Raw genomic sequence first — 25,230 nt, forward strand, 5'->3', positions numbered from 1 at the left:
ACTTTACCTACTTGCATTTAACTTGGTTAGCAGCACTTCTTTGTAGCGATCGATATTATCCACCTGAGCGTATTTAATATGGCCACAGTTACGGCAAATCGGGTTGGTCTTTCGTTGACCTTCCAAATGCAGAACTCTCAGCTCCAGCATTTTTTCAGAATTCCAGATTTGCTTTATGCTTTGCTGCTTTAAGTCGCCAATGACCAGTTTTTGATCCCAATCGGGACAGCACGCACTGATGGTTCCATCGGCATTCACGGCCATGGCGTAGAAAAGATAACTGCACACACTTTTTTCTTCGAGACTTTGCTGATATTGGCCTTGGTCCATCTGCACCTCAAAGCCACTTCTTTCTTCAATATCAAATTCAGGCCAAATTGGGGCGATGCTTTCCACAAAAATTCGATCGCAATACTCGCCAAAAGTATCGTAAAACTCGCGTTGCTGCTCAGGGCTAAGGTAGTTACCAGGGACTTTTATGGTTACTTCACAATCACCTTTATTCGCATAAAGCCATTTGATTTTTCTGACGAATTCTGGAAAGTCTATTTTTACTTTTGCGTGTTGCAGATATTGCTCAGCATTAATGCCTTCCAATGAGATATTCAGACGGTCCAAACCCGCTGTAATCATTTTTGTCAGCAATTCTTCCGTAAATAAAGCGCCATTGGTGGCAAGATCAATATGTTGAACCCGTCCACTGTTTTTGGCTAAAGCAATCATTTCTGCAAGTTGTTTATTTAATAAAGGTTCACCGATCTTATTCATCCGCATCACTTTAAGTGGCTGCGAAAATTCAGCGAGCTCATCAATTAATTTTTCGAATAACCCTAACCCCATCAAACTTCGTTTGTAATCGGAGTTTTTAATCAAATCAATGTGTCCCGTTGGACAAAACTGACAACGAAAGTTACAGGCACTGGAAGGATCGACATACAGCAGGAAAGGTGTTTCTAAAGGAATCACATTCTGCAATTCAACCCTGTCTTCTGGGTTGAGTTTTGATTTAACTTCAGCTTTCATTATTGACTCCAGCATTGTTGGTTCGCTGATAACGTTCCGATGGTATCGCGTAAATTACAGCGCCTGTGCCACAACCACTATGTAGACGAAAAAAGAACTGGTAATTGTCTAAAGTTTTCATTAACCACGCTGCCATTTTGTATAGTCCTAAACGATTGTGATACGCCGTGCTTGTAACAATGGGTCGATGTTTACGCAATGTTTTTTCAGCCCCTTGCAACACATTCAACTCTTCCCCTTCCAAATGTAATTTCATGAAGGTTACCGGTACATCAAAGGCATCAAATGTCTTAACACTAAGGCTAGTATCACCGATTTCGCTAAGCTGACATGCATATCCCGCGCCAGCAAAAAATTGACGCATCCCTGAAACATTTGACAAGGCTGTACCATACAGATGAACTTGGTCACGGTCTCGACTGATGAGTTTTTCCAGCTTCGACTCTATCAGGGACAGATTTTCAGGATCAGGTTCAAATATCCATAACGACTTATAGTGATAATTGAAAGCATCCAGAAGCAATAAAGACGTTTCTCCCTGGTGAGCACCAATATCAGCAATAACCTCTTGCTGATGCACGACGGACTTTACTTCTGGAATCAAATAGCGGTTCTCTGGTTGCATTTCAGCCCCAGCAAACAACCAATCTTGGCGAAGGTGCCGCCAGGCAATGAACTGAAGGTGGTAAGCACGAGACTGAGGATCATTCCACTGCTCCATCACAGTCGAAATCTGTTCCGCCTCTTCCGTTGATAGCTGAGCGCAAAACCAACCATTACTAAGTGGGTGCTTATCGCGATAAGCTTCGCTAATATCATAGAAGTGCACCACATCTTGCCACCCCTGTTCAGTCAATGTTTCCTGTAAATGAGAAAACACCGCATTAGCAACACATATAGCTAATAAAGATGAGTGTTTTAATTGTAATGGTACGTCTTCGGGAAGAAGTAAGGTTACATCTTGCCAAAAGGGATCCTGCCGATGCTGATCCGCTTGCTGATCCACCACGGCTTCAATTTTAATGCCCAGTCGATCACAATAAACTTTAGCCATCCTGCCCAAATTCCCAGCCCCGTAAAACACAAGTGGCTTATCCACATGACGGCTTGGATCGGCAATGGTTTGCCTTACCAGTTGTTGCAGCAACTGTTTGACCATTGCCATATCGGGTAATGCATCAAATCGCCTCAGCATAAGGAAGCGACTCCTCCAGCCCATTTCGCAAGCAATTCATCCTGCGGAAAATATCGATGAAAATGTATTGCAGAGCCTTTGGTCTCCTCCATCATACTGTGACGCAAAAAATCATCTTCTGGGCGCTCAATAAAGCCATCATTTTTAAACAATTCTGCTTGCTGTTGACAGGATAAGAACCACTGGGCGGGAGTTCCCCCAAAAATGTTATCAAAAGCAATTGCCTGCTTTTGCATTTGCATAGCCAAGTTGTATTGTTCATCAAAGGCTTGCTGCATTTTGCCTGATGCATGTCGATCACGAACAAACGCCGACGCGTTTCCCCCCATTTCTGTTCGTTGTTGAGGATGCTGGTGTAGCCATAGAATGGCTTCAGCAAAACTCGTCTGATCATTAACCACTAGACCAGTTTTACCATGTTCCACAATTTCACATTCAGCAGGATTATTTAACACCACTGGCACGATGCCCATTGCCATTGCTTCCAGCAAGGCATTTTCATTCGTTCCATAGTGTCTCGGATTTTGTAGGTACGCCAAAACATTAATTTTATCTAAAGATTTGGCGACATCATGGATGTAACCAGTAAACATTAACAAATCAGTTCGGCCTAAACGCTTCGCTTGTGCCATCAACGTGTCGGCATTAAAGTCGTCGCCAATCATCGTCACTGTGAACGGTGTTAATTCAACCTTAGCCAGATAATAAATGTAGTCTGGATGCAATTTAGCGAAGTTAAAACTTCCAAGATAACCTACTGACAAGTTTTTTTGGGGATGACAGGCCGCCGATATAGGCCAATGTTCCAGACCATTATTACTATGAATAACTGCCAACTTTTTGTTATTTACTTCCAGCAGAGACTGTATTGATTCAGCCTGATAAGTGCAGGCTGACGTCATAATAAAGCGTGAAGATATTTCAACTAGTGCTTCAGGAATAATTTCATTATACAAACCGGAAACATGGCACCAAACCACCAGCCTCATAGGCAGATGACAGCATTTCAATAAAGCCGAAATCGTTTTTGGATGGCGCCACCATTCCAATTGCACAATGTCTGCCTCGGTTATCAGGTGTTTTAGCTGTTGTTCATCAGGTTCAACTATCACCTGATGGCCCGAAGCGATAATCAACTTTATAAAGTGATCTTTTTCAGCCTGCTCTAAACAAACAAACACATGTTCCACATGATGTTCCGATGGTTGGAGCAACCCTGATAATGCCCGTCCAACGCCTCCTCCCAGATGTGGAGTGAGGTGAATTACTTTCACTACCGACTCGCCAAATGTGCCTTGAATCGTTCGAGTAAGACAGGTTGATAAGGATCAATATTGTCAGGAAGACAGTGCGTCAACTGGCCACAATTATTGCAGACAGGATGTTCGTTGCGTCTTCCTTCCAAGTGCTGAAGGCGTAAATCGTTAAACTCTGTCGAATTCCATATTTCTCTTAAGCTGTGCTCACGCACATCACCGACAATCAAGCGTCGCTCCCAATCAAGGAAACAAGAGCTGACCAATCCATCAGCATTGACTGACATGCCATAAAAAATGTACGGGCAAGTATCGGTTCGGGTAATCGGTTGGTTATAAATGCCTTCTGTAATCTTTATTCCGGTTTTTTCTTCGACATCAAATTGAGGCCAACAAGGGGCAAAGTTTTCCAAGGAAATACGATCACAGTAATCGCCAAATACATCAAAAAATTCCTGTTGCTGTGCTTCAGTGATCAACTCTTTGGGAATTTTCATCACAATTTCACAATTGCCTTTATTGGCATATAACCATTTGACGTTTTCAACAAACTGTTCAAAATCAAAATTGAAATTGGTGAATTTTTTGTACTGCTCTTTGTTCATGCCATCAACTGAGATATTAATTTTATCTAAGCCGGCCTCAAGGATTGGCCCCATTCGCTCAGGGGTCATCAAAGAGCCATTGGTGGTGGTATCAATATAATCCACAAACGGGCTTTGTTTGGCGTAAGCGACCATCTTCGCCATTTCTTTATTTAATAATGGTTCGCCATCCTTATACATTCTGAGCACTTTTATCGGCTGACTAAAACCCGCCAGATCATCAATCACTTTCTGAAATACTTCGAACTTCATTCTGCCAACAAAACGGCCAGTATCTTTAATCAGATCTTTGTGGCCTGTTGGGCAAAAAGTACATTCAAAATTACAAGCACTGGCAGGATCAACAAATAGGATCATCGGTGTAGCTAAAGGGATGACATCCTGTAAAGGAGTGCGCTCCTCCAGATTAATTCTAGGTTTAACTTCAGCTTTCATTTGTTTCCCCTAATCTCAAATAATTCAAGATATTATCCATTGTTTTAATTTGTCTGCGTTACCCCAAAAAGCCATAGCTTCGTAATCTGGATATGGGTAATATCCAAGATTAAGTTCTATGTTGCTTTGACGTGCAGTTATAAACCGTTTCACTAGTTCTAAAATAGTTATCGGCTCGCCACTACATATATTGAGGATACCGTTACATTCTTGTCGTTCTATGACTTTAAGCAAATATTGCGCCACCGTTTCAACCGCCAGATAATCTCTTACCTGTTCACCACCAGACATGTTAAAAACAGGGTCGCCATTTTCAATCGCCTGCTCTAATTGAGATAACAGGCTGTTAGCATGTTGGCCTGATCCATACATATAAAACAAGCGACACCATTGAAGTGTAAAAGGTCGCTGTTTCTGCAAAGAAACCAGCCATTGCCGAAGATTATCTTTAGCCTGAGCATACGGAACATCTGGAAATACCGGCATAGATTCCGTGAGTTCTCCTGCTTTTTTGCCATATTCAAGGCAGGTTCCCGTCACCAGAATATGTTGGATTCCAGCCTCAATCATGGTTTGTAAAAACTGCTTATGTGCCGGTAAAACAACGTCCAGATGAAAGCTTTGTTGATAATTTGGCAGACCACTCCACGCTAAATGAATAAGTACATCATGACTGGCTATCGTGTCAGGCCACTTAGTCTCGGGGTTCTCTATGTCAACTTCAATAATACCGACCTGATGCCCCCAATCCCTATTGAGAACATTCGATTTATCTCGTGTAATTACCGTGACCTGATGACCTTGTCGAAGTGCTTGAATGACTAAATGGTTTCCAATAAAACCGGTCGCGCCTGTCACCAGTAATTTCATGATGAAACTTGCAGTTCCGGAATTACCGTCACAAATTGCCCACCCCATTCTCGGATATGTGACTGTTGCTGCATCACCTCTTCAGCAATATTCCAGGGTAAAATCAGTACAAAATCCGGTTTTTTTAAGGTGATTTGGTCGGGAGCTAAAATCGGAATGTGTGAACCAGGAAGATATTTGCCTTGTTTTGATGCTGCAGCATCCACAACCAATGGCAGTAAATCAGTTGAGATACCAGCATAGTTGAGTAATGTATTACCTTTTGCTGCTGCACCGTACGCTATCACCGATTTATTCAATCGCTTTTGCTCGGTTAAAAAATCAATTAACTGTTGCTTAATGTGTTCGGCATACCCTTGGAATCCGGTATAGGTGTTGAGTTTCGATAAACCAAACGTTTTTTCTTCTGCTAATAAACGGATGACATCGGGTTCTGTGCTGCGTTTATCAGCATGATGGCAGGCATAAATTCGCAAGCTACCGCCATGGGTTGGCAGTGTTTCTACGTCAAAAACTCTTAATCCTTCCTTGTCAAAGATCTGACATACAGTGTTAAGAGAGAGGTAGGAAAAATGCTCATGGTAAACCGTATCAAACTGTCGATGCTGAATGAGCTGAAGCAAATGTGGAAACTCTAAAGTAATGGTTCCATCTTTTTTAAGCAGAGTCTTTAATCCAGCGGTGAAATCGTTTATGTCAGGTACATGTGCATAAACGTTATTACCAATGATCAGGTCAGCCTGTTTACTTTTTTCAGTGAGTTCTTGTGCCAGTTGCTGTCCAAAAAACTCACGAAGGATGGGGATCCCCAATTTTTCGGCATGGTCAGCAGTACTGTCAGTAGGCTCAATACCCAAACAAGGTATCGCTGCAGCCACGAAGTTTTTTAATAAATAACCATCGTTCGCCGCGACCTCGACGATCAAACTATTCTGATCCAGCTGCAAGCGTTGGATAATCTGATGACAGTAACGTTCAGCATGCGATAACCAGCCCTGAGAAACTGAAGAAAAATAGGCGTAATCATTTGTAAACAATTTATCAGCCGCCGTGACATCTTCTGTCTGAACTAACCAACAGCGATCACACACATACAGTTTTAATGGAAATTTCGTTTCTGGCTGGGTGAGTTGCTCAGCCGTTAAATAGGCGTTCGAGGGTGGGGCAACGCCAAGATCCAGAAATGTATGTGTTAATGGTGTTTTACAATGCCGGCAATTCATCCAGATAAATCCTTTAACCACTTCGCCACTGTAGGTAATTCGGAATCTCTTACCGACAAGTTATTTACCGGCAGCGGCCAATCGATGGCTAAATCAGGATCTTGAACATGAACTCCCGCTTCAGCCGTTGCGGAATAAAAAGCGGTATGAAAGTAAATCAATTCACTTTCTGCCGCTAATGCCTGAAAACCGTGAGCACACCCTTCCGGAATGACGATCATCGTATCGTTTTCCTGACTTAATTCTTCTGCATGCCATTGGAGAAATGTTGGTGAGTCAGGCCGTAAATCCACCATCACATCCCATACGGCACCTTGAATACAACGGATAAACTTCATTTCCGCTTCAGGAGAGCGCTGATAATGCAGCCCCCTAACAGTCCCTCTAGTGGTCGTCCTGCTGAAGTTCACTTGTTTGATTTCGCGCTGGGCAAGGATAGGGGCCAATGTTTTCTGACAAAATAATCTGGAAAACTCCCCTCGTTGATCCTTAAACGAGGTTTGTTTGATCACAAAAGCGTCTGGGATATCCAGAGATATCCGTTGCATTGTCATGACCAACAGACTCCCACTTTGTTGGCATCATCAATGTAGTGTTGCCATTGACTTGCTGTAGCCACACGACCATTTTGTTGCAAACTCTTATACCAAAGCGCTGTATTTTCTGTGGCTTTATTTAAGTCCCAGACGGGTGTCCAACCTAATTGCTTACGTGCTTTGTCACTATTAATCCCCAGACAGATCGTCTCATGTTGTACGTCTTGTTTGGCAATATGCCATGTAAATGCTGGCCAATGTGCATGGATGGACTCCAACACATCACTCACAGTAGCAATCTGCCCCGAGACAGGACCAAAATTCCAGGCCTGAGCGCAGGCCTGCTCTCGCTCCCATAATTTTTGCCCCAATAGCAGATAACCGCTCAAGGAGTCCAAAACATGTTGCCATGGCCTTGAAGATTCTGGAGATCTAACTTCTAACGGGACTTTTTTCGTGACACTTCTGACAGCGTCCGGGATCAATCGATCAACCGACCAGTCTCCCCCACCAATAACATTCCCTGCCCGGGCAGAAGCCAATAAAACATCTTGCAGATTGAAATATGATTTTCGGTAACTATCAACAACCAGTTCTGTCGCCGCTTTGGAAGCACTGTAGGGATCATGACCGCCCAGAGGATCGGATTCCGTGTATCCATCTTTTTTTTCATGATTCTCATAACACTTATCACTGGTGATAACCACAATGGCTTTCACCGAAGGTACGTGACGACATGCCTCTAACAGGTTAACCGTACCCATTACATTGGTTGACCAAGTTTCGAGAGGCTCACTATAAGATATCCTGACAAGGGGTTGAGCCGCCAAGTGAAAAACCATGTCGGGCTGCCAGTCTGAAATAATTTCTGATAGGGTTCGATAGTCACGGATATCAGTAAGCTTTTGTTGAATATCGAGCTGTAATAAAGCCCAATGATTGGGCTCAGTATCAGGCTCCAAAGCAATGCCATACACTTTGGCCCCCATTTGGGATAACCAAAATGTCAACCAACTTCCTTTAAACCCGGTATGACCAGTGATTAATACTTTTTTATTACGATAAATATCAGCAAACATTACTCCCAAACCTTCCATGGAGCCGTGGTTTGCCATAAATTTTCCAGGCTGACTTTATCTCGGAGCGTATCCATTGCTTTCCAAAATCCCGTATGGCGATAGGCCATTAACGCCTGCTGATCTGCCAGTTTTTTTAGCGGTGATTCTTCCCATGCTGTCGTTGGACCATCAATAAAATCCATAACTTCTGGTTCGAGCACAAAGAAGCCGCCATTGATCCATGAACCATCACCTGCTGGCTTTTCTTGAAACTGTTCAACTCTCTCACTATTCAAATTAAGTGCGCCGTATCGACCCGGCGGTTGAATAGCTGTAACTGTGGCTAATTTGCCGTGTGATTGATGAAACTCAATCAATTTTTGAATATTAATATCGGAAACGCCATCACCGTAAGTGAAGCAAAAGGTCTCATTGCCAATATAATCTCTTACTTTCTTCAAACGTCCACCCGTTTGGGTGTCTTCCCCTGTTTCAATCAACGTGATTTTCCAGGGTTCTACATGCTTTTCATGGACTTGCATTTCATTATTGGCCATATCAAACGTCACATCTGACATGTGCAGGAAATAATTGGCGAAATATTCTTTTACGACATAGCCTTTATAGCCCAGACAAATAATGAACTCATTCACACCGTAATGAGAATACTGTTTCATAATGTGCCAGATAATCGGTTTGCCACCAATGGTAATCATCGGTTTGGGTTTTAGATGAGACTCTTCACTGATTCTGGTGCCTAAGCCACCGGCAAGAATGACTGCTTTCATAGTTAATCTACTGTGATTAAGTTGCGTCTAAGTGTTTCACAAAAAGTTAAACAAAGATAACCCCTGCACTTTGACATACACTTGTTGGGCTGCCTGTAAACCCACTGATTGTAAATTTAATTGTGTAATTGCCTCAGCATAGTCGAGATCTTCTATTTGAGAAAGCGTTGTGGTCATACTGAACTGTGAACTGTCATTGATTTCACGTTGTTGTTCTACTGCATTTTGCCGCGTACCAATCCGGGTACGGGCGTCCAGAGAAGCATCCATGGCGTAGTCCATGTTTGCGAGAAAATCGCCATCATTCGCTCCGGTACCTACAGTGCCATTGGAAAGAGCAGTAGTAAAATCCTGGATGGTCTGGAAAATGGCTTGATTAGGACCTGCTACTGTCTGGGTAATAAACAAATCATTGCCTGGCTCATTGATAGCAACAAGGTAGCCATCACTGACTCGTAATTGTCGTTGCCCGCCATCCCCGTTATAGGCATAGGTTGTGGTATCAAATGGTTGCACATCAGATTGATAACCGGAAAACAGATATTCCCCATTTGAATCTGTCGTATTAGCCAAAGCGACCAGTGTTTCATTTAGTTGATTAATTTCTTCAGCAATACCCTGACGTGATTCATCACTATTCGTATCATTCAGCGCCTGTACTGCCAGCTCTCGAATGCGCTGCATGATGTCACCAGCGCTTTTTAGGGTTCCATCCGTAGTGCTTAAGCGGCTATCAGCAACATCGGCATTATCTTGATATTGTTGTGAAAGACCAATCTGTCTTTGTAAATCGAGCATTTTAACGGCGCCAATGGGATCATCCGACGGTGTTTGAATCCGCTTGCCGGATGAAACCTGTAATTGGGTTTTAGCCAATTCACTCTGTTGTCTCAGCATGGCCTCCAAGCCTTGTTGAGTTATGCTATTTGTGGAGATACGCATGGTTGGTTAATCTCCTAAAATGCGTTAATTAACGAATTAAACACGGTATTCGATACTGTGATTATTTGCGAAGCCGCTTGATAGGCTTGCTGAAACTTGATCAGATTGGCCGCCTCTTCATCCAGATTAACCCCTGATACACTTTCCGAACGTTGACGGATCTGACTCACCAACCCTGCTTGTGTTTCCTGAGAGACAGTTGCTTGATTAGTGCGAGTCGCCACTTGAGAAACGATTGAGCCATATTGATCATTGAATGAGCGAGAAATCACTGGAGGGCCGGGATTGAGTATCACGGTGGTCTTATCGGTTTGCAAGGCCGCCATGGCCAGTGCATTTTCATTATTACCTACGCCCGGATTGGTGGTAGAGGATGCGGCAATTAATCGCGTATCCGTAATGTTCATACTTATAGTAGCGGCTGTCGTACCAGCAGCATCAAAGAAATCTGTGCCGGCATTGCCGTTTAGATCGATACCATTACCGTGAGCAGTATTAAATGCGGTCACGATCGATTCAGCTAATATGTCCAGTTCGGCACGCGTACTATCCACGACATCCGTTCTTGCCAGTATCGCACCACCTATTTCACCACCACTAAGCTGCTGGGTAATATTAATTTGTGAGGGACCATAACCTATAGCAGTACGGGGGGGATTGGTACTATTGTCGGCAATCGTTGACAGTTCAACCCGACTATTCCCGACCACAAGCCCTTGTCCATTTCCGATAAAAACATTTACTGCTCCATTATCCTGCTCGACTACATTCACCGAGACCAATTCCGACAAGTCGCCAATCAATTTATCGCGTTTATCCAGTAAATCATTGGGATTGTAACCAGCAGCCAAGGACTCGGAAATAGATAGGTTTAAATCCTTTATCCCCTGAGAAAGCACATTGATGTCCTTGATTGACGCCGAGAGAGTGTTATCAATCTGTCTGTCCAACTCGCCCAGTTGACTGTCCATCGTATTAAACCGGTTGGCCAGCAAGTCACCTTGTGTAAGCATCACCTGTCTGGCGGCAATCGACGTTGGATCATTGGCAACTTCCTGAACAGAATTGAAAAACGCTTCCAATCCACCACTGATGCTCAGTGAAGAAGAGCCAAGCAGATCATCAACCTGTTTGGAAAATGTCAAAAAACCGTCTTGCTGAGATTCAGCAGAGGTATAGGTGCGTAGTTGATTGACCAGAAATTGATTGAAGATACGATCAACTCCGGTGACGCCAACACCATTGCCAATGTAGTAACCACCTTCAAAATTGGCTGGCTGTGTACCTTGATCGGTACGCTGACGCGAATACCCCGCCGTATTAACGTTACTGATGTTATGACTGGTGGTCGCTAATGCATTTTGGGCGGCTAATAAAGCCGAACTACCGATATTCAGCATGCTCATTTAGATAATCCTCTGCGAGCTGTTTTCTAGGTTAATACCCCAGGTTCTGAATATTTTTATGCGAAATCTGTGCCAGTGTATCGCCATTCATAATGCGTTTAATCTTGTCAGCATATTGCGGATCGGTTGCATAGCCGGCTTCATGCAATTTTTCTACAAAAGTTTCCGGATCGCCAACATGTTTTAATGCTTCTCGGTAGCGGGGTTGCGACTGGAGGAAGCTGACGTAATCCTCAAAACTTTGAGCATAATCATCGTAAGAACGAAACCGCGATTGCTCAGCTATGGGTTTACCATCACGATATTCAAGCGCATTTTTAGCAACGAATTCCCCATCCCATCGGCTATCCGCTTTAATGTTAAAAAGATTAAAACTGGACTGTCCCTCACCATCTTTTAAGACATATCGTCCCCAGCCGGTTTCAAGTGCCGCCTGAGACAAAATAACTTCAGGTGTCGTCCCCATTTTGTCGGCTGCCTGTTGTGCCAGTGGCCACAGATAGTTAACAAACTCTTCAGGCGTTTTAAAGCGCTGGGGAAATTTTTTGTGTTCCGTGTCGGATAAGAGCTCTTTGCTATCTGCATCCAGAGCATTTTCATGGATTTCTTTCACTGCACGTCGTAAATCCTGACGAATAGTCACCGTATCAATGCTGAACGTTTGCCCGGGCAAGGGCATATTCGCATTAGTATTTGTCTGACCACCTAATTGCCGAACAATGACATCCTGTAATCCAAGTCCCCCGCGTTGTGATAAATCCATTGCCAGTTGCTGATCGGCCATTTCACGATAGGTTTTGCTATGATTGGAATCGAAAATACCTTCTGCCAAACTCGCCTGACGCATACTTTTCAACATCATCGTCGTGAAAAGCGCTTCAAACTGCGCCGCCACCTGCTGCAAAGTATTCGCTTTATTCTCGGATTTTAGGGCCGATTCACGCAGTTGATTCAAACCATGAAAGTCAACTGCATTTTGCGAAATATTAGAAGGAATCGTCATGTCGGATTAGATGATTACCAATTCAGCACGCAAGGCACCAGCCTGTTTCAATGCTTCAAGAATTGCCACTAAATCACCAGGTGCAGCCCCAACCTGATTCACTGCACGGACAATTTCATCCAGCGACACGCCGGGGTTAAACACGAACATCCTGCTGTTTTCTTCGGATATTTCAATATCATAGTTGGGTGTGATAACAGTCTGCCCAGCTGATAAAGCATTGGGTTGGGACACTTCAGGATCTGCTGAAATGGTGACCGATAAACTGCCATGGGTTACCGCAGCAGGACTGACACGAACATTCTGACCAATCACCACGGTACCACTACGAGAGTTGACGACGACTCTAGCTGGAGCCTCACCCGGGCTCAGTTCGAGGTTTTCAATTAAAGATAAAAATGGAATACGTTGATTGGGATCTCTCGGCGCATTGACCCTGACGGATGCTGCATCCATAGAACTGGCTGTGCCTCGTCCCAACGTCTGATTGATAGCATCCGATAATCTGCTCGCTGTGGTGAAATCAGCCCGGTGCAAATTCAGGATAATATGATCACCAACATTTAAGGCATTCTGAACGGTACGCTCGACTGTTGCTCCATTGGGAATCCGCCCTGCAGTAGGTATATTGACGGTGACCCGAGAACCATCCCCCGCTTCAGCACCAAAGCCCCCCACCACCAGGTTACCTTGTGCCATAGCATATATCTCACCATCAGCACCTTTTAACGGCGTCATGATCAAGCTGCCGCCACGCAGACTTTTGGAATCGCCCAGTGATGACACAGTAACATCAATGTTTTGGCCAGGTTTAGCAAAAGGCGGCAAATCAGCATGGACAGAAACTGCCGCTATATTTTTACTTTTCGGATTAACACCAGCGGGTAAGGTCACCCCCATTTCACGCAACATACTCCTCAGCGTCTGCCCGGTAAAAGCAGTCTTGTCACCGGTTCCACTGAGACCAACGACCAAACCATATCCCACCAGCTGGTTATCCCGTACTCCGCCGATAGAGGCCAAGTCCTTAATTCGCTCAGCCTGGGCAGTTGACATTATCAACAGCAAAAAAGCGGCAAAAATTGCATTTAGAAGAGTTTTCATTTTGCTAACCTCAGAAAGGCATTAACGCGCTGATAAAGAACCGGCTAAGCCAGCCCATCGCATTGGAATCATTAGCCGGTCCATCGCCCACATAAGTGATTTGAGCATCGGCAATTCGAATAGACGAAATGGTATTGGTGGCATCAATATCCCGGGGGCTAATCATGCCGGTTAACCGAACATACTCATTGCCCTGGTTAATGGTGACCACTTTTTCACCACGTACAATCATATTGCCGTTTGACAGCACCTCCACCACAGACACACTGATATCACCGGTTAGGAAGTTGTTCTGTTCACTTTCACCCTCCCCTTCAAAACTGCTATTAGCACCGGTACTAAAAGCAAGATTATTGTCATCCGTATTGGCCAAAGGAAGGCCGCTGGGCAGACTGAATTGAGGGGTCGTACCAAATATAGTTGGATTATTAATATTGTTTGAGCTGGTTTTATCAACTGTCGTGGTGGCTTCTTTTTCGGCATCAGTCCGCTCTTGTAAACGTACTGTCAAAATATCGCCTACCCGACGGGCTTTATAATCTTGATACAAGGTAATATTGCTACGCGTGTCAAAGATAGCACCATCGTTTCGTTCTACTGGAGCAGTAGCCACCGGCCGCACTGCAGCATAGGCGGGGTCACGTTTTACTTCATTACTGACGCATGCGGAAAGCAAAATCAGTGAAGTGATTCCCAACAGTCGGTAAATGAATTTCATATGGATCTCCGAAACAAACATATCTATAAAATTGAGCTTGCAGAGTCCATGCCACAATCGTGTTTTAATCCAAGAAAACTGGATCTTCCTACCAGACATAAAAAAGCCCCGAAACATATCAGACGCGTTATCGGGGCACTGTGAATATTTCTATAAATTTTGGCTAGCGTACTGCAGCATTTGATCGGCTGTGGAAATGGCTTTTGAATTCATTTCATACGCCCGTTGGGTTTCGATCATGTTAATCAGTTCGGTCACTACATTGACGTTTGAGGTTTCCAGAGCCCCGCCAATGACTCGTCCCAAACCATCCAGTGTGGGCGTACCGACGATAGGCACACCACTGGCACCGGTTTCTTTAAACAGATTTTCACCAACGGGTTGCAAACCGGCAGGATTCACAAAGTCAGCCAATTCAATTTCGCCAATGACAGTTGGTTCATTATCTCCGGGCTGCGTTACGCTGACAGTACCATCGGCACCAATGGTAATGCTTTGCACGTCATCTGGAATATTAATGCCGGGATCCAGAAGATAGCCGTTAGACATCACCATATCGCCATCGGAATTAATCTGGAATGTCCCATCACGGGTATAGGCGAGATCGCCATCAGGCATCAGGATCTGAAAATAGCCCCGACCATCAATTGCCACATCCAGGGCATTATCTGTTTGGATAATGTTGCCTTGAGTATGCAATTTTTCAGTGGCTACTGTGCGAACACCTGTACCAATCATTAAACCGGAAGGTAGTTGATTATCGGTAGTCGTTTGCGCGCCAGGTTGGCGAATTGTCTGATACAACAAATCTTCAAATACTGCACGATCCTGTTTAAACCCTGTGGTGTTCACGTTCGCCAGATTATTTGAAATCACCGACATCCGTGTTTGCTGAGCATCAAGCCCGGTTTTCGCAATCCATAATGCCTGGTTCATAAAGTTTCTCCTAAAAACACTATTGCTCTGTTACTAACCATTTAACTGCAACAAGCGTGCCGATGCGGCACTGTTTTCTTCTGCAGTGCTCATCATTTTGACTTGCATTTCATATTTACGCTGAAGTTCAATCATATTGACCAAAGCACCCACAGCATTCACATTGCTGCCTTCAATGGTTCCAGAGGCAACCTTAACTGTGGCATCCAACGGTGCTTCGGTGCCATCCGACATACGCAGCAAACCATCCTGATCTTTAAAAACGTTTTGCAGGTCAGGCTTGACCAGCTTGATTCGATCGATAACTGCCAACTCATTTTCAGCACCGCCAATCGGGCGAATGGAAATTGTGCCATCAGCACCGATATCAATTTTTTCTGCCGGAGGAATGGCAACAGGTCCACCCTCGCCCATTACCGGCAAACCCGTGCCGGTAACTAATTGTCCCAGCTCGGTAACATGTAAGTCCCCTGCACGGGTATAACCTTCACGACCATCTTTGCCCATGACAGAAATAAAGCCTTCACCTTGTACAGAAATATCCAGTTCACGACCGGTTGACTGTACGCTGCCTTGCTGATAATCAGTCGCTGGACGCTCTGTCATTGAATAAACACGGGTGGGTAACCCCTCGCCAAACACCGGCATGGAACGGAACTGTTCCAAGTCAGCACGAAAGCCCGTGGTATTAACGTTAGCCAGATTATTGGCATTGGTCGCCTGCGCCAGCATGGTTTGCTGAGCCGCATTCATAGAGATAAACAGCATGCGATCCATAGTTAGCCTCTTTTTTCTATATGCATATCAAACAACTCCGCGAAATTAACGCAGGTTGATAATGGTCTGGGTAATGGCATTATTGGTTTCTATCGCTTTCGAGTTCGCCTGGAAATTACGCTGTGCAGTAATCAAGCCAACCAGCTCTTTAGTCAAATCAACATTTGAGGTTTCCAGTGCACCTGACTGAATCAAACCAAAGCTGCCTGTGCCTGCTTCACCAATCCGCACATCGCCTGAATCCAATGTCGCTTCCCAGGCAGTATTACCAATCTGTTTTAACCCTTGAGGGTTAGGAAAGTCCGCCAATACAATTTTGGCAACGTTAGTGGTTTGACCATTTGAATATTGGGCCTGTACCAAGCCGGTATCATCAATATCCAAGCCTGTCAGCCGGCCGGTAGGAAAACCATTCTGATCGGTATCCAACACGGTAAAGGCCGCTGAGTTCTGTGTAGAACCGGCAAAATTAATTTCAAAACTCAAATCAACTGCACCACTACTCAACCCGGAAAACGTATACGTTTCAGTTGGAGTTACCCCGGCATCCAAAGCCCCACCTAAAGCCGGGTCAAAGGTCAGTGTTTTGGTCGTTTGCCCAGCCCCAAATTCAACTAAAGTCTGACTGCCGGTAGGTTCGTTAATGTACACCTGGACATTCCACTCATTCGGAACATTGGTTTTCTGATAGTAATAGGTCAATGTACTTTCGTTACCCAGCGAATCAAAAATATTACTGGAAGTTGAATTGGTATAGGTCAATGGATCGTTCGGATCGATCGGCGTTGCGACGGGATCAATGTCGGTAGCTGTAGAGGGAAGATTGGCAGCAATATCAACCTCTGTTGTGGCTTGAGGCACACCCGCTGCAACTGGCAAACGAATCGGATTTGTCCCACCCAAAGCAGTAGAAGATACACTGCCATCTGCATTGACGGGAAAACCAAGTAAATATTGCCCAGAACTATTGGTGATGTAGCCATCGCGGTCAATATTAAAAGCACCGGCTCTACTATATAAAACCTGCTCAGTATCCAGAGCGGGTGCCAATGCGTAAAACCCCTGCCCATTGCCACTAATCGCCAAATCCAGCGAATTATTGGTCACTTCCAGGTTTCCCTGATTAAATTGCTGAGCCACATTGTTCAATACAACACCAGTACCAATAGCAGTATTGCTGTTTCCAAAGGTAGACAGGGCGTAAACATCACCGAATTCTGCTCGTGAACCTTTAAAACCAATGGTATTGATATTGGCGATGTTGTTTGATTTCACATTCAAATCGGCAGTGGCGGCATTGAGGCCTGTTAATGCGGTATTAAATGACATGATGTTTACCCCTTAAATAATTTCCTGAACTTCACTAAATGGTACCGAACCGATACCGGCCAGATTCATGGTCAAACCTTGTCCACCAGAGCCAACCAAAACGCTATCTACTTTGGCTATCACCGCGGTAGCAAAGGCGGTGTTTTGCCCATCGACACTACCTGTTGCCATAAACTGATAGGCCCCTTCTGGCATCGCCTCACCCTCATTATTCAATCCATCCCATTCAAAGTTGGTATACCCCGAGGCAGCCCCCATTGGAATGGTTCTTACCAATTCACCAGTGTCGTTATAAATCTTAAGTTCCAGATTAGACACGGGATCTGCTACGTTAATCTGGCCGCGCATTGGGGCATCAGCTGTCATCACACCTATTGAAGAGGGAACCAGTACTGAACGACCAACTAATGACGATCCTTGCAGAGCCTGATCGGACTGCATGGCCTTAGCAAAGCTGCCAAAGGAATCCTGTAAATCACTGATACCACTCACCGTACTGAAGGAGGCAATCTGTCCGAGAAAGTCTCCGCTTTCCATTGGCTTAAGCGGATCTTGATTCATCAGTTGCGTGGTCATCAAGGACATAAAATCCTCCATTTGCAACTTACCAGGATCATTTTTCTCTTCTGTAGTACTTGTTGTACTTTTACTGTTGAGAAAAGCATAGGGATTGTCGCTCACACCATTTATTGCCATTTCTATGACTCCCTGCGGTTATTTGCCAAGCTGCAATGTGGCTAGCAGCAATTGTTTGGAAGTGTTGGCAATCTCAACATTGTTCTGATATGAACGAGAAGCCGACATCATATTTGCCATTTCTGCAATGGCGTCTACGTTTGAGTGATAAACATAACCGTTGTCATCTGCCAGAGGATGTGAAGGGTTGTATTCCTGGCGAACCGGAGCCTGACTTTCTGTTATGCCTAATACTTGAACAGACCCTGATTTATATCCTTGCTGTGCATCGTCCAACACCGTAGAAAACACCGGTTGCCGTGTGCGGTAGGTCTCGTTCACGCTACTACTGACGCTGTCTGCGTTGGCCAGATTACTGGCTGTGGTATTGAGTCGCAGTGATTGCGCACTCATTCCACTGCCTGCAATATCAAAAATATTAAATAAAGACATGGCAGATTATTCCCCTTTGATCGCTTTGGTCAGACCTTTGAAGCGTGAACCTAAAAATTCGAGACTGGCTTGGTACTGAACGGCATTTTGCATAAACTGTGCCTGCTCCACTTGCTCATCCACAGTATTACCGTCCAAAGAGTCTTGCATCGTGGTCCGATACTGGGTGACAGCCTCAAATGGGTTTCCGTTGTTACCGGCAATATGTTTCTGATGAGTCATATTCAAAGCGGCAGATTTTTGTCCTGCTGCCGCCATTTGCAATGCCGATTGAAAATCCATATCTTTCGCTTTGAAGTTTGGCGTGTCTGCATTGGCCAGATTCGTCGCCAGCATTTCTGCCCGCTGCGTCCTGATACGCAAAGCATCGGCATGAATCCCAAGAGCAGAATCAAAATTTATCGGCATGCTGTTTCTCCACAACAATCATTTACTTGAAGTCACCTAAGCATCTTGCATGCCACAATTTATTATCAATATTAATCAATCACTTAAACGTACTGCGGCAAGCTATAAAAACCAAAGCGGCAAGCTGTTGCCACTCCACTGAACCAGCGGAATACTGCTGATATAATCCATGGCTTGTTTAGGTATTAATTGAAGAAAAACCTGTCAGGGACGATACATTTGCCAACTGGCTCACGTATTTAAAAAATAGATGGCGGGCAAGCAGCATAAGTGCTTGACCCACAATAGTTTTAGCGTTAAAAACAAAGACCTACAAGGAGCGTCAACAAGTGAAAAAGTTTGCAGCAAATAATGGTTTCACACTGATCGAATTAATGATCACACTGGTTGTTGTCATTATTTTGATTTCAATTGCTGCCCCAAGTTTTAATGCAATGATTCGTGATAATCGTCTGGCCACTGAAGCCAATAATTTTTTAGGTTCATTACAGCTCGCCAAAAGCGAAGCAATACGTCGGGGAGTTCAGGTCACCATGCTCCGTGATGGCAATGCTGCTGGTGAATGGCACGGTGGCTGGAGAATTTTCACTGACTGGAATCGAAATGAAACATTTGATGGTAACGCAAATGCTACCGACTGCAGTGTAGAGGGACAAGATTGCTACCTGAGAATTTATGATTCTTTGGGAAACAATCTCACCCTTACCGGAGACGCTAAATATCAGGATTGGATAGCCTTCAGCCCCTCTGGAGAGGTTTTAAGCTCTGGTGGAGGATTACCAATGGGAACTTTTACGCTGTGTACTCCAAACGCAAATCAGCGAAATATTGTTTTCAATAATGCGGGCCGCATGCAAGTGCGGGAGGGAGCAGCATGCTGAAAATAAAACAATCTGGCTTTACTTTGTTGGAAGTAATGGTTGCCGTATTTGTGCTATCTGTGGGATTGCTGGGTTTGGCCCATTTACAGATAACCGCTTTAAAAACCAATCAAAGTGCTGATCTTCGTACCCAGGCATCCTTATATGCATCTGATATTCTGAATCGTATGCGAGCAAATCGAGTAGCGAGTCAAAATGGTCTTTATGTCATTGCCACTACAGATGGTATACCCAACGCTGGAGGTAATGTTTCTAACCAGGATCTTCATGAATGGAGAACAAGTCTCTCCAATGCTTTACCTGGAGGTACAGGCGGCATTAACTGTCCAGCATTTAATAACTTAAATGAGTTCATTTGTACTATCACAATTGAGTGGCGTGACATACATCTAGGAGACAACGCCAACAATATCAACTATAACGAATTAGCAACTAAAACATTAACGATGGAAGGGGCTTTATGAATAATCAACGCGGCCTTTCTCTGGTTGAATTAATGGTAGCTATCGTTCTGGGACTGATCTTGGTTGCGGGCGTAATTGAATTGTTCGTTAATAACCGTCAGGTATATCGTGTTCAGGAAGCAAAAGCGCGAATGCAGGAAGATGGACGTTTTGCACTGCACCATATAAGCCGAATAATGCTAAATTCAGGCTATAGGGGATGTGATTCCTTACAAAATCAAAATGCCAATGTGGAACAGGACAAACGCCCCTTAGAAAATGTATTAAATAGTGCTAACGCTTATTTATGGCGTTTGGATATACCCATCGAAGGTAGTGAAGGTACAAGCGGCGCATTTAATCCCGCTCTTGATGCAACGATCAGTGCTAATGCCCTAGCAGGGTCAGATGTCATTACAATTCGCACTGTAAGTTCTGGTCATGCAAATATTATCGATCATGACAGCACTGACTTTACTGCACCACTTGAAACCGGTACCGACAATACTTTTACACCATGTGACCCTGATCCTGCCAGTCCAGACTATGAAGCTACTTGCAGCAATATTGCTTTGGTTACGACCTGTGATAGTGCCGCCATCTTTCAAATTACCAATGATCCTTCTTCAGGAACAATAGAACATGCAGCTGGTGTGGGTTCACCCGGCAATTCTTCAGCTAATTTAGGTGATAACTTTGGTGGTGGTTGGCTAAATACTTATTCTGCAAATACTTTTTATATTCGACAAGGCGTTTCGGGTCCTTCTCTTTATCAAAAAGTGCTGGATAACGCATCTCAGGAGCTTATTGAAGGCGTTGAGAGAATGGAAATTCTCTACGGTGTTGATACTAATCAGGATTTTTCTGTAGATGCATACAGAACAGCAAATGCAGTAGGAAATTGGGCAAACGTAATCAGTGTTCGTATAAGTCTTTTAATGGTGAGTCTGGAAAACAATCTGGTAGTGGATGGACCCCAGGATTATTACTTCAATGGTGCCACTATTACTCCTGCTGCTAATGACCGCCGACTGAGACGCGTCTTTACTCAAACTATTGTTCTACGCAATCGCACATCATGAATAAACTAATGGCAACCAATCAAAAAGGTGCGGCGTTAATCGTCAGCTTAATTATTCTGGTGTTAATGACCTTGTTAGGTCTATCCAGTATTAGCACCAGCTCACTTGAAGAGAAAATGACCGCCAACCTTCGGGATCATGAATTAGCTTTCCAGGCAGCTGAAATTGCACTACGTGATGCTGAGAAAAGAATCTCTGCATTTGTCACTGAACCGATTGCAACCCAAGACGGCAGTAATGAAAACACTTGGAATACAAATGCCATGGATCCTACTCCAACGAATGCAGCACCATGGTGGCTGGAGCGCGATGCAGCCTGGTGGAGCGCCAATGGAGTTGCTTCAGTAAACGTCGCTAACGTAGCTACACCTCCCAGATATATTATTGAAGAATTAGTTTTTGACAATGATGATGAAAACAAAGGAACAGGTTCCCCAGTTGACGGCATTGTCCATTATCGTATTACAGCTCGCGGTACCGGTGGTTCTGACCAGGCCAGAGTTTTATTGCAAAGCACTGTTATTAAGAGGTACTGATAATGAGAAATTTCATCTTAAAATACGCAGTGGGATTTATTTTATTAATAAGTAATGGTGCTTTTGCTACAACATTAAATATCAGCAATGTTCCACTTTATCTGGGTGGTAGTATTGAGCCGAATATCATGTTTACACTTGATGATTCGGGATCTATGCAATGGGAAGTAATGCCTGATGAAAATCGAAATTTCAGCAGCTATATTTTCCCACGACCTAGCAATTTATATGGTGGGGTAACCTACGCAAATCAAATTGCAAATTTTGATGATGATAACGTTCATAACTTTTTTACACGATCGTCAGCTAATAATGCGGTTTTTTATAATCCCGATGTAACCTATGTACCATGGAGTAATGCCGACGGTACCAGCATGGGAAACGCAAATGTCAACAATGCTTTATATAACCCTGCTATTCCAGCCCTTGGGGGCATTGATTTAGTAAATCAACAAACCCAGTTTGCTTGTTGGTTTAGGAATACCAGTGACCTCACACAGGCATTCGGGGATCCATGTAACGGTAATCACAGCTTCTGGCCAATCACTTATTACAAATATAATGGTGGCAGCCGCACAGCTAGAAGCAGCTATACCAGAGTTCAAATTACTACTTCAACCTCATCCTCTACTACTTTCACCAGCCCTAGTGGCATTGTTAGAACCAAAGCAGAAGAAATTCAAAACTTTGCTAATTGGTTCCAATACTATCGCTCGCGAGTTTTGACTGCGAGAGCGGGCGTCGGCAGAGCTTTTGCCAAACAAGGTTCGAATCTACGTGTCGGTTTCGCAGCAATTAATCAGGGCAGCAAAACGATTGACGGTGTTACTAGTAATCGGGCGGTTATTGAAGGGTTGAGACAATTTTCCGGTTCAAACCGAGCAGATTTTTTTGACAACCTTTACGAGCGCGTAATTAACAACTCAGGAACTCCTCTTCGCTCCGCCACCAATAGTGTTGGCCAATATTTCGAAAGAACTGATAACTCCGGTCCGTGGGGAAATACACCGGGTACTAACAATGATGCAGAACATCTTTCATGCCGTCAGAGCTATCATATTTTAACAACTGATGGTTACTGGAATGGCTCTAGCCCAGGGGTTGGCAATACTGATGGTACGAGTGGAGAAGTGATATCAGGTCCAGATAATGATGATTATCAATATACTCCAGTAAATCCATATACAGATGCGTGGGATAACACCTTGGCGGATGTTGCAATGGAATATTGGAAACGCGATCTTCGGGAAGATTTAACTAATAATGTCCCTACAAATCAGGAAGATCCTGCGTTCTGGCAGCATTTAGTGAATTTTACAGTAGGACTAGGGGTTAATGGTACGTTAGATCCTGATACAGATTTCGAAGCATTAGCGTCTGGAAGTATAGGTTGGCCAGAACCCTCGGCAGATGCAGAGGAAAATATCGATGATCTTTGGCACGCTGCTGTTAACAGCCGTGGTTCCTTCTTTAGCGCGACAGACCCTGATACTTTTGCTGATTCTTTAGCAGCTATTCTGTCAAATATTTCATCAAGGACTTCTTCGGCTGCCTCTGTTGCATTAAATTCTGGTTCCGTATCTGGTGACAGTAAAATTTATCAAGCACGATTTGATAGTGGAGACTGGAGCGGTCAGTTGTTAGCCTTTAGCATTAACGATGATGCCACACTTGGGGGCGTTGCTTGGGATGCTGGAACACTGATACCCGCTGCGAATGATCGTGTTATTGCAACTTATGATGGAAATTCTGGACAGCCTTTCCGTTGGGCATCAATTTCAGCTAGCCAACAAACTCAACTTGGTAGTCAATCAATTTTAAATTATATCCGTGGTGACCAATCCAATGAAGCCAGTAATGAAGGTGGTACGCTTAGAAATAGAAATCGTTTACTTGGCGATATTATAAATTCTGCCCCAACTTATGCAGCAGCCCCAGGTTCACGTTATCAAGATAACTGGGGAAATTCTCAACCTGAAACAGCAAGTCCTTATTCAGCTTATGTGGTGGCAAATATTAATCGGCAAGGATTAGTTTTTGTAGGTGCAAATGATGGAATGCTTCATGCTTTTGATGCCGATACTGGGGTTGAAAAATTTGCCTATGTTCCCAATGCGGTTTACAACAATTTAAATAATTTGAGCAATACCAGTTATACACACAAATACTATGTGGATGGCAGCCCGACAATAGTAGATGCCTTTATCAATGGTAGTTGGCGCACCGTGCTCGTTTCAGGACTAGGTGCAGGCGGACAAGGTATGTTTGCATTAGATATAACTGATCCAACAAGCCTTAATACAGAGGCAAATGTTGCTAGTAAAGTTTTATGGGAATTTACAGATCAGGATGAAAGAGATCTTGGGTTTACATTTGGACAAGCAAGTATTGTTCGACTAAATAATGGCGAATGGGCAGCTCTAGTTGGCGGTGGCTATAACAATACTGCAGACAATAATTTAGACAGTAATGATGCTCAAGACAGCCAGACTGGTAATGGAGTCATTTATCTTATAAATCTTGCAGATGGTAGTTTGATTAAGAAGTTTGACACATTGGTTGGTACTAATGATGATCCAACCGGTGCTCAACGACCAAATGGTATCGCTTCCCCAACAGCAATTGATATTAATAATGACAATATAGTAGACGCTATTTATGCTGGGGATTTATTCGGAAACGTTTGGAGTATAAATGTAACCGGCCAGGATGAGGATAATTGGGACTTTACCTATCTTGATTCCGATAATCCTGAACCACTCTACACGGCTTGTGCAGGAGAAACTTGTACAGGGGCGAATATTCAACCTATAACAACTCGCATTCAAGTTGTAAAACACCCTAGGGAAAATGGCTATTTGTTATTATTTGGTACGGGTAAATACTTTGAAGTAGGGGATAATTCTAGTGAAAATCAAGTCACTCAGAGTTTTTATAGTATTTGGGATAAAAGACTGTCAGAGCTGATAGCTTTTGACCGAAGCGATCTTTTACAACAACAAATTCTGCAACAGGTATCTGTAGATGGCTTCAATTATCGTATTACTTCTGATGAGCTGATTAATTGGACAGAACATTCTGGTTGGTACATTGATCTTGTTAATCAGGATGTAAATTCAGGTAACCTGGGAGAAAGACAAGTAAGTAATGCCATTATTCGTAATGGGCGGATTATATTTACTACTTTAATTCCATCAGATGATCCTTGTGCATTCGGTGGATCTGGTTGGTTAATGGAAATGAATTATGCTACGGGTGCAAGATTATCCTATTCGCCCTTTGATGTTAATGGAGATGGCGTTTTTACATCTGAAGACTTCTTTATGATTGATACAGATGGGGATGGTGACCCAGATACTGAAGTTCCATACAGCGGAAAAGAATCAAAAGTAGGTATTATTCCAACGCCAAGTATCGTCAATCAACCCGGTGGACAACAGGAAATTAAATATACCAGTGGTGCTGATGGCAATATTGAAGTAACGATTGAAAATCCTGGTCCAGGATATGAGGGACGTCAATCATGGCGTCAATTGCAGTAATTTACT

General features: G+C 43.8%; 25 protein-coding genes. 5 read left to right on the forward strand and 20 right to left on the reverse strand.

The genetic code is table 11. The annotated features are described in order from the left end of the window. Window positions 1-3: 3 nt before the first annotated feature. The 20 genes from B3S93_RS15040 to flgB form a co-directional block, all read right to left on the reverse strand. Window positions 4-1,023: a radical SAM/SPASM domain-containing protein gene (locus tag B3S93_RS15040; RefSeq protein ID WP_292400850.1), complete on the reverse strand. Its 1,020-nt coding sequence runs from the start codon at window positions 1,021-1,023 to the stop codon at window positions 4-6. Beyond that, on the reverse strand, window positions 1,013-2,218 hold the full coding sequence (locus B3S93_RS15045; protein ID WP_292400853.1) for an FkbM family methyltransferase: 1,206 nt from the start codon (window positions 2,216-2,218) through the stop codon (window positions 1,013-1,015). The genes B3S93_RS15040 and B3S93_RS15045 overlap by 11 nt, the downstream gene beginning before the upstream one ends. Beyond that, window positions 2,212-3,492 (reverse strand): glycosyltransferase family 4 protein, encoded by a 1,281-nt coding sequence (locus tag B3S93_RS15050; protein WP_292400855.1) that lies wholly within the window; start codon window positions 3,490-3,492, stop codon window positions 2,212-2,214. The genes B3S93_RS15045 and B3S93_RS15050 overlap by 7 nt, the downstream gene beginning before the upstream one ends. Further along, entirely contained in the window at window positions 3,492-4,514 is a 1,023-nt protein-coding gene (locus B3S93_RS15055) for a radical SAM protein (RefSeq protein WP_292356237.1), read from the reverse strand. The genes B3S93_RS15050 and B3S93_RS15055 overlap by 1 nt, the downstream gene beginning before the upstream one ends. A gap of 24 nt (window positions 4,515-4,538) precedes the next feature. Beyond that, complete coding sequence (locus B3S93_RS15060) at window positions 4,539-5,384, reverse strand: NAD-dependent epimerase/dehydratase family protein (RefSeq protein ID WP_292400857.1); 846 nt, start codon at window positions 5,382-5,384, stop codon at window positions 4,539-4,541. Continuing rightward, window positions 5,381-6,607: a class I SAM-dependent methyltransferase gene (locus tag B3S93_RS15065; protein WP_292400859.1), complete on the reverse strand. Its 1,227-nt coding sequence runs from the start codon at window positions 6,605-6,607 to the stop codon at window positions 5,381-5,383. Before B3S93_RS15065 ends, B3S93_RS15060 begins: the two co-directional genes overlap by 4 nt. Continuing rightward, window positions 6,604-7,161 carry a dTDP-4-dehydrorhamnose 3,5-epimerase family protein gene (locus B3S93_RS15070; RefSeq protein ID WP_292400862.1) on the reverse strand — a complete coding sequence of 186 codons (558 nt, stop codon included), beginning with the start codon at window positions 7,159-7,161 and terminating at the stop codon, window positions 6,604-6,606. The genes B3S93_RS15065 and B3S93_RS15070 overlap by 4 nt, the downstream gene beginning before the upstream one ends. Next, window positions 7,158-8,258 carry a CDP-glucose 4,6-dehydratase gene (rfbG, locus tag B3S93_RS15075; RefSeq protein WP_292400866.1) on the reverse strand — a complete coding sequence of 367 codons (1,101 nt, stop codon included), beginning with the start codon at window positions 8,256-8,258 and terminating at the stop codon, window positions 7,158-7,160. The genes B3S93_RS15070 and rfbG overlap by 4 nt, the downstream gene beginning before the upstream one ends. Beyond that, the gene (gene rfbF, locus B3S93_RS15080) at window positions 8,222-8,989 is read right to left on the reverse strand and encodes a glucose-1-phosphate cytidylyltransferase (RefSeq protein ID WP_292400869.1); all 768 of its coding nucleotides are present in this window, start codon (window positions 8,987-8,989) and stop codon (window positions 8,222-8,224) included. The genes rfbG and rfbF overlap by 37 nt, the downstream gene beginning before the upstream one ends. Window positions 8,990-9,025: 36 nt before the next feature. Beyond that, complete coding sequence (gene flgL, locus B3S93_RS15085; RefSeq protein ID WP_292400872.1) at window positions 9,026-9,931, reverse strand: flagellar hook-associated protein FlgL; 906 nt, start codon at window positions 9,929-9,931, stop codon at window positions 9,026-9,028. Window positions 9,932-9,945: 14 nt separating this feature from the next. Beyond that, a complete protein-coding gene (flgK, locus tag B3S93_RS15090; protein WP_292400875.1) occupies window positions 9,946-11,337 on the reverse strand; it encodes a flagellar hook-associated protein FlgK in 1,392 nt (463 codons plus the stop codon). A 31-nt stretch (window positions 11,338-11,368) separates the two neighbouring features. After that, entirely contained in the window at window positions 11,369-12,340 is a 972-nt protein-coding gene (flgJ, locus tag B3S93_RS15095; protein WP_292400879.1) for a flagellar assembly peptidoglycan hydrolase FlgJ, read from the reverse strand. Between the two features lie 6 nt (window positions 12,341-12,346). Continuing rightward, the gene (locus B3S93_RS15100; protein WP_292400882.1) at window positions 12,347-13,444 is read right to left on the reverse strand and encodes a flagellar basal body P-ring protein FlgI; all 1,098 of its coding nucleotides are present in this window, start codon (window positions 13,442-13,444) and stop codon (window positions 12,347-12,349) included. 10 nt (window positions 13,445-13,454) lie between these two features. Further along, window positions 13,455-14,162, reverse strand: a complete 708-nt coding sequence (flgH, locus tag B3S93_RS15105) for a flagellar basal body L-ring protein FlgH (RefSeq protein ID WP_292400884.1) — start codon at window positions 14,160-14,162, stop codon at window positions 13,455-13,457. 150 nt (window positions 14,163-14,312) lie between these two features. Beyond that, window positions 14,313-15,098: a flagellar basal-body rod protein FlgG gene (gene flgG / locus B3S93_RS15110; RefSeq protein ID WP_292400887.1), complete on the reverse strand. Its 786-nt coding sequence runs from the start codon at window positions 15,096-15,098 to the stop codon at window positions 14,313-14,315. 33 nt (window positions 15,099-15,131) lie between these two features. Beyond that, entirely contained in the window at window positions 15,132-15,875 is a 744-nt protein-coding gene (flgF, locus tag B3S93_RS15115) for a flagellar basal-body rod protein FlgF (RefSeq protein WP_292356215.1), read from the reverse strand. A gap of 45 nt (window positions 15,876-15,920) precedes the next feature. Continuing rightward, window positions 15,921-17,204: a flagellar hook protein FlgE gene (flgE, locus tag B3S93_RS15120; protein ID WP_292400891.1), complete on the reverse strand. Its 1,284-nt coding sequence runs from the start codon at window positions 17,202-17,204 to the stop codon at window positions 15,921-15,923. A gap of 12 nt (window positions 17,205-17,216) precedes the next feature. Continuing rightward, window positions 17,217-17,900 (reverse strand): flagellar hook assembly protein FlgD, encoded by a 684-nt coding sequence (locus B3S93_RS15125; protein ID WP_292400894.1) that lies wholly within the window; start codon window positions 17,898-17,900, stop codon window positions 17,217-17,219. Between the two features lie 18 nt (window positions 17,901-17,918). After that, entirely contained in the window at window positions 17,919-18,332 is a 414-nt protein-coding gene (gene flgC, locus B3S93_RS15130) for a flagellar basal body rod protein FlgC (protein ID WP_292400897.1), read from the reverse strand. Between the two features lie 6 nt (window positions 18,333-18,338). Further along, complete coding sequence (flgB, locus tag B3S93_RS15135) at window positions 18,339-18,740, reverse strand: flagellar basal body rod protein FlgB (RefSeq protein WP_292400900.1); 402 nt, start codon at window positions 18,738-18,740, stop codon at window positions 18,339-18,341. Between the two features lie 329 nt (window positions 18,741-19,069). On the opposite strand from flgB, the gene B3S93_RS15140 reads away from it, so the two are divergent. Genes B3S93_RS15140 through B3S93_RS15160 form a run of 5 tightly spaced genes read left to right on the forward strand, consistent with a single transcriptional unit; the run spans window position 19,070 to window position 25,224 of the window. Then, on the forward strand, window positions 19,070-19,621 hold the full coding sequence (locus tag B3S93_RS15140; RefSeq protein WP_292400903.1) for a GspH/FimT family pseudopilin: 552 nt from the start codon (window positions 19,070-19,072) through the stop codon (window positions 19,619-19,621). Then, window positions 19,615-20,085 (forward strand): type IV pilus modification protein PilV, encoded by a 471-nt coding sequence (gene pilV, locus B3S93_RS15145; RefSeq protein WP_292400906.1) that lies wholly within the window; start codon window positions 19,615-19,617, stop codon window positions 20,083-20,085. Before B3S93_RS15140 ends, pilV begins: the two co-directional genes overlap by 7 nt. Continuing rightward, complete coding sequence (locus B3S93_RS15150; protein ID WP_292400909.1) at window positions 20,082-21,146, forward strand: PilW family protein; 1,065 nt, start codon at window positions 20,082-20,084, stop codon at window positions 21,144-21,146. The genes pilV and B3S93_RS15150 overlap by 4 nt, the downstream gene beginning before the upstream one ends. An 8-nt stretch (window positions 21,147-21,154) precedes the next feature. Beyond that, entirely contained in the window at window positions 21,155-21,682 is a 528-nt protein-coding gene (locus B3S93_RS15155; RefSeq protein WP_292400911.1) for a pilus assembly PilX family protein, read from the forward strand. A gap of 2 nt (window positions 21,683-21,684) precedes the next feature. Then, window positions 21,685-25,224: a pilus assembly protein gene (locus tag B3S93_RS15160; protein WP_292400913.1), complete on the forward strand. Its 3,540-nt coding sequence runs from the start codon at window positions 21,685-21,687 to the stop codon at window positions 25,222-25,224. Window positions 25,225-25,230: the final 6 nt, after the last annotated feature.

Origin of the sequence: Methylophaga sp. UBA3613 (assembly GCF_002375415.1) — a bacterium.
Lineage (GTDB): Bacteria > Pseudomonadota > Gammaproteobacteria > Nitrosococcales > Methylophagaceae > Methylophaga.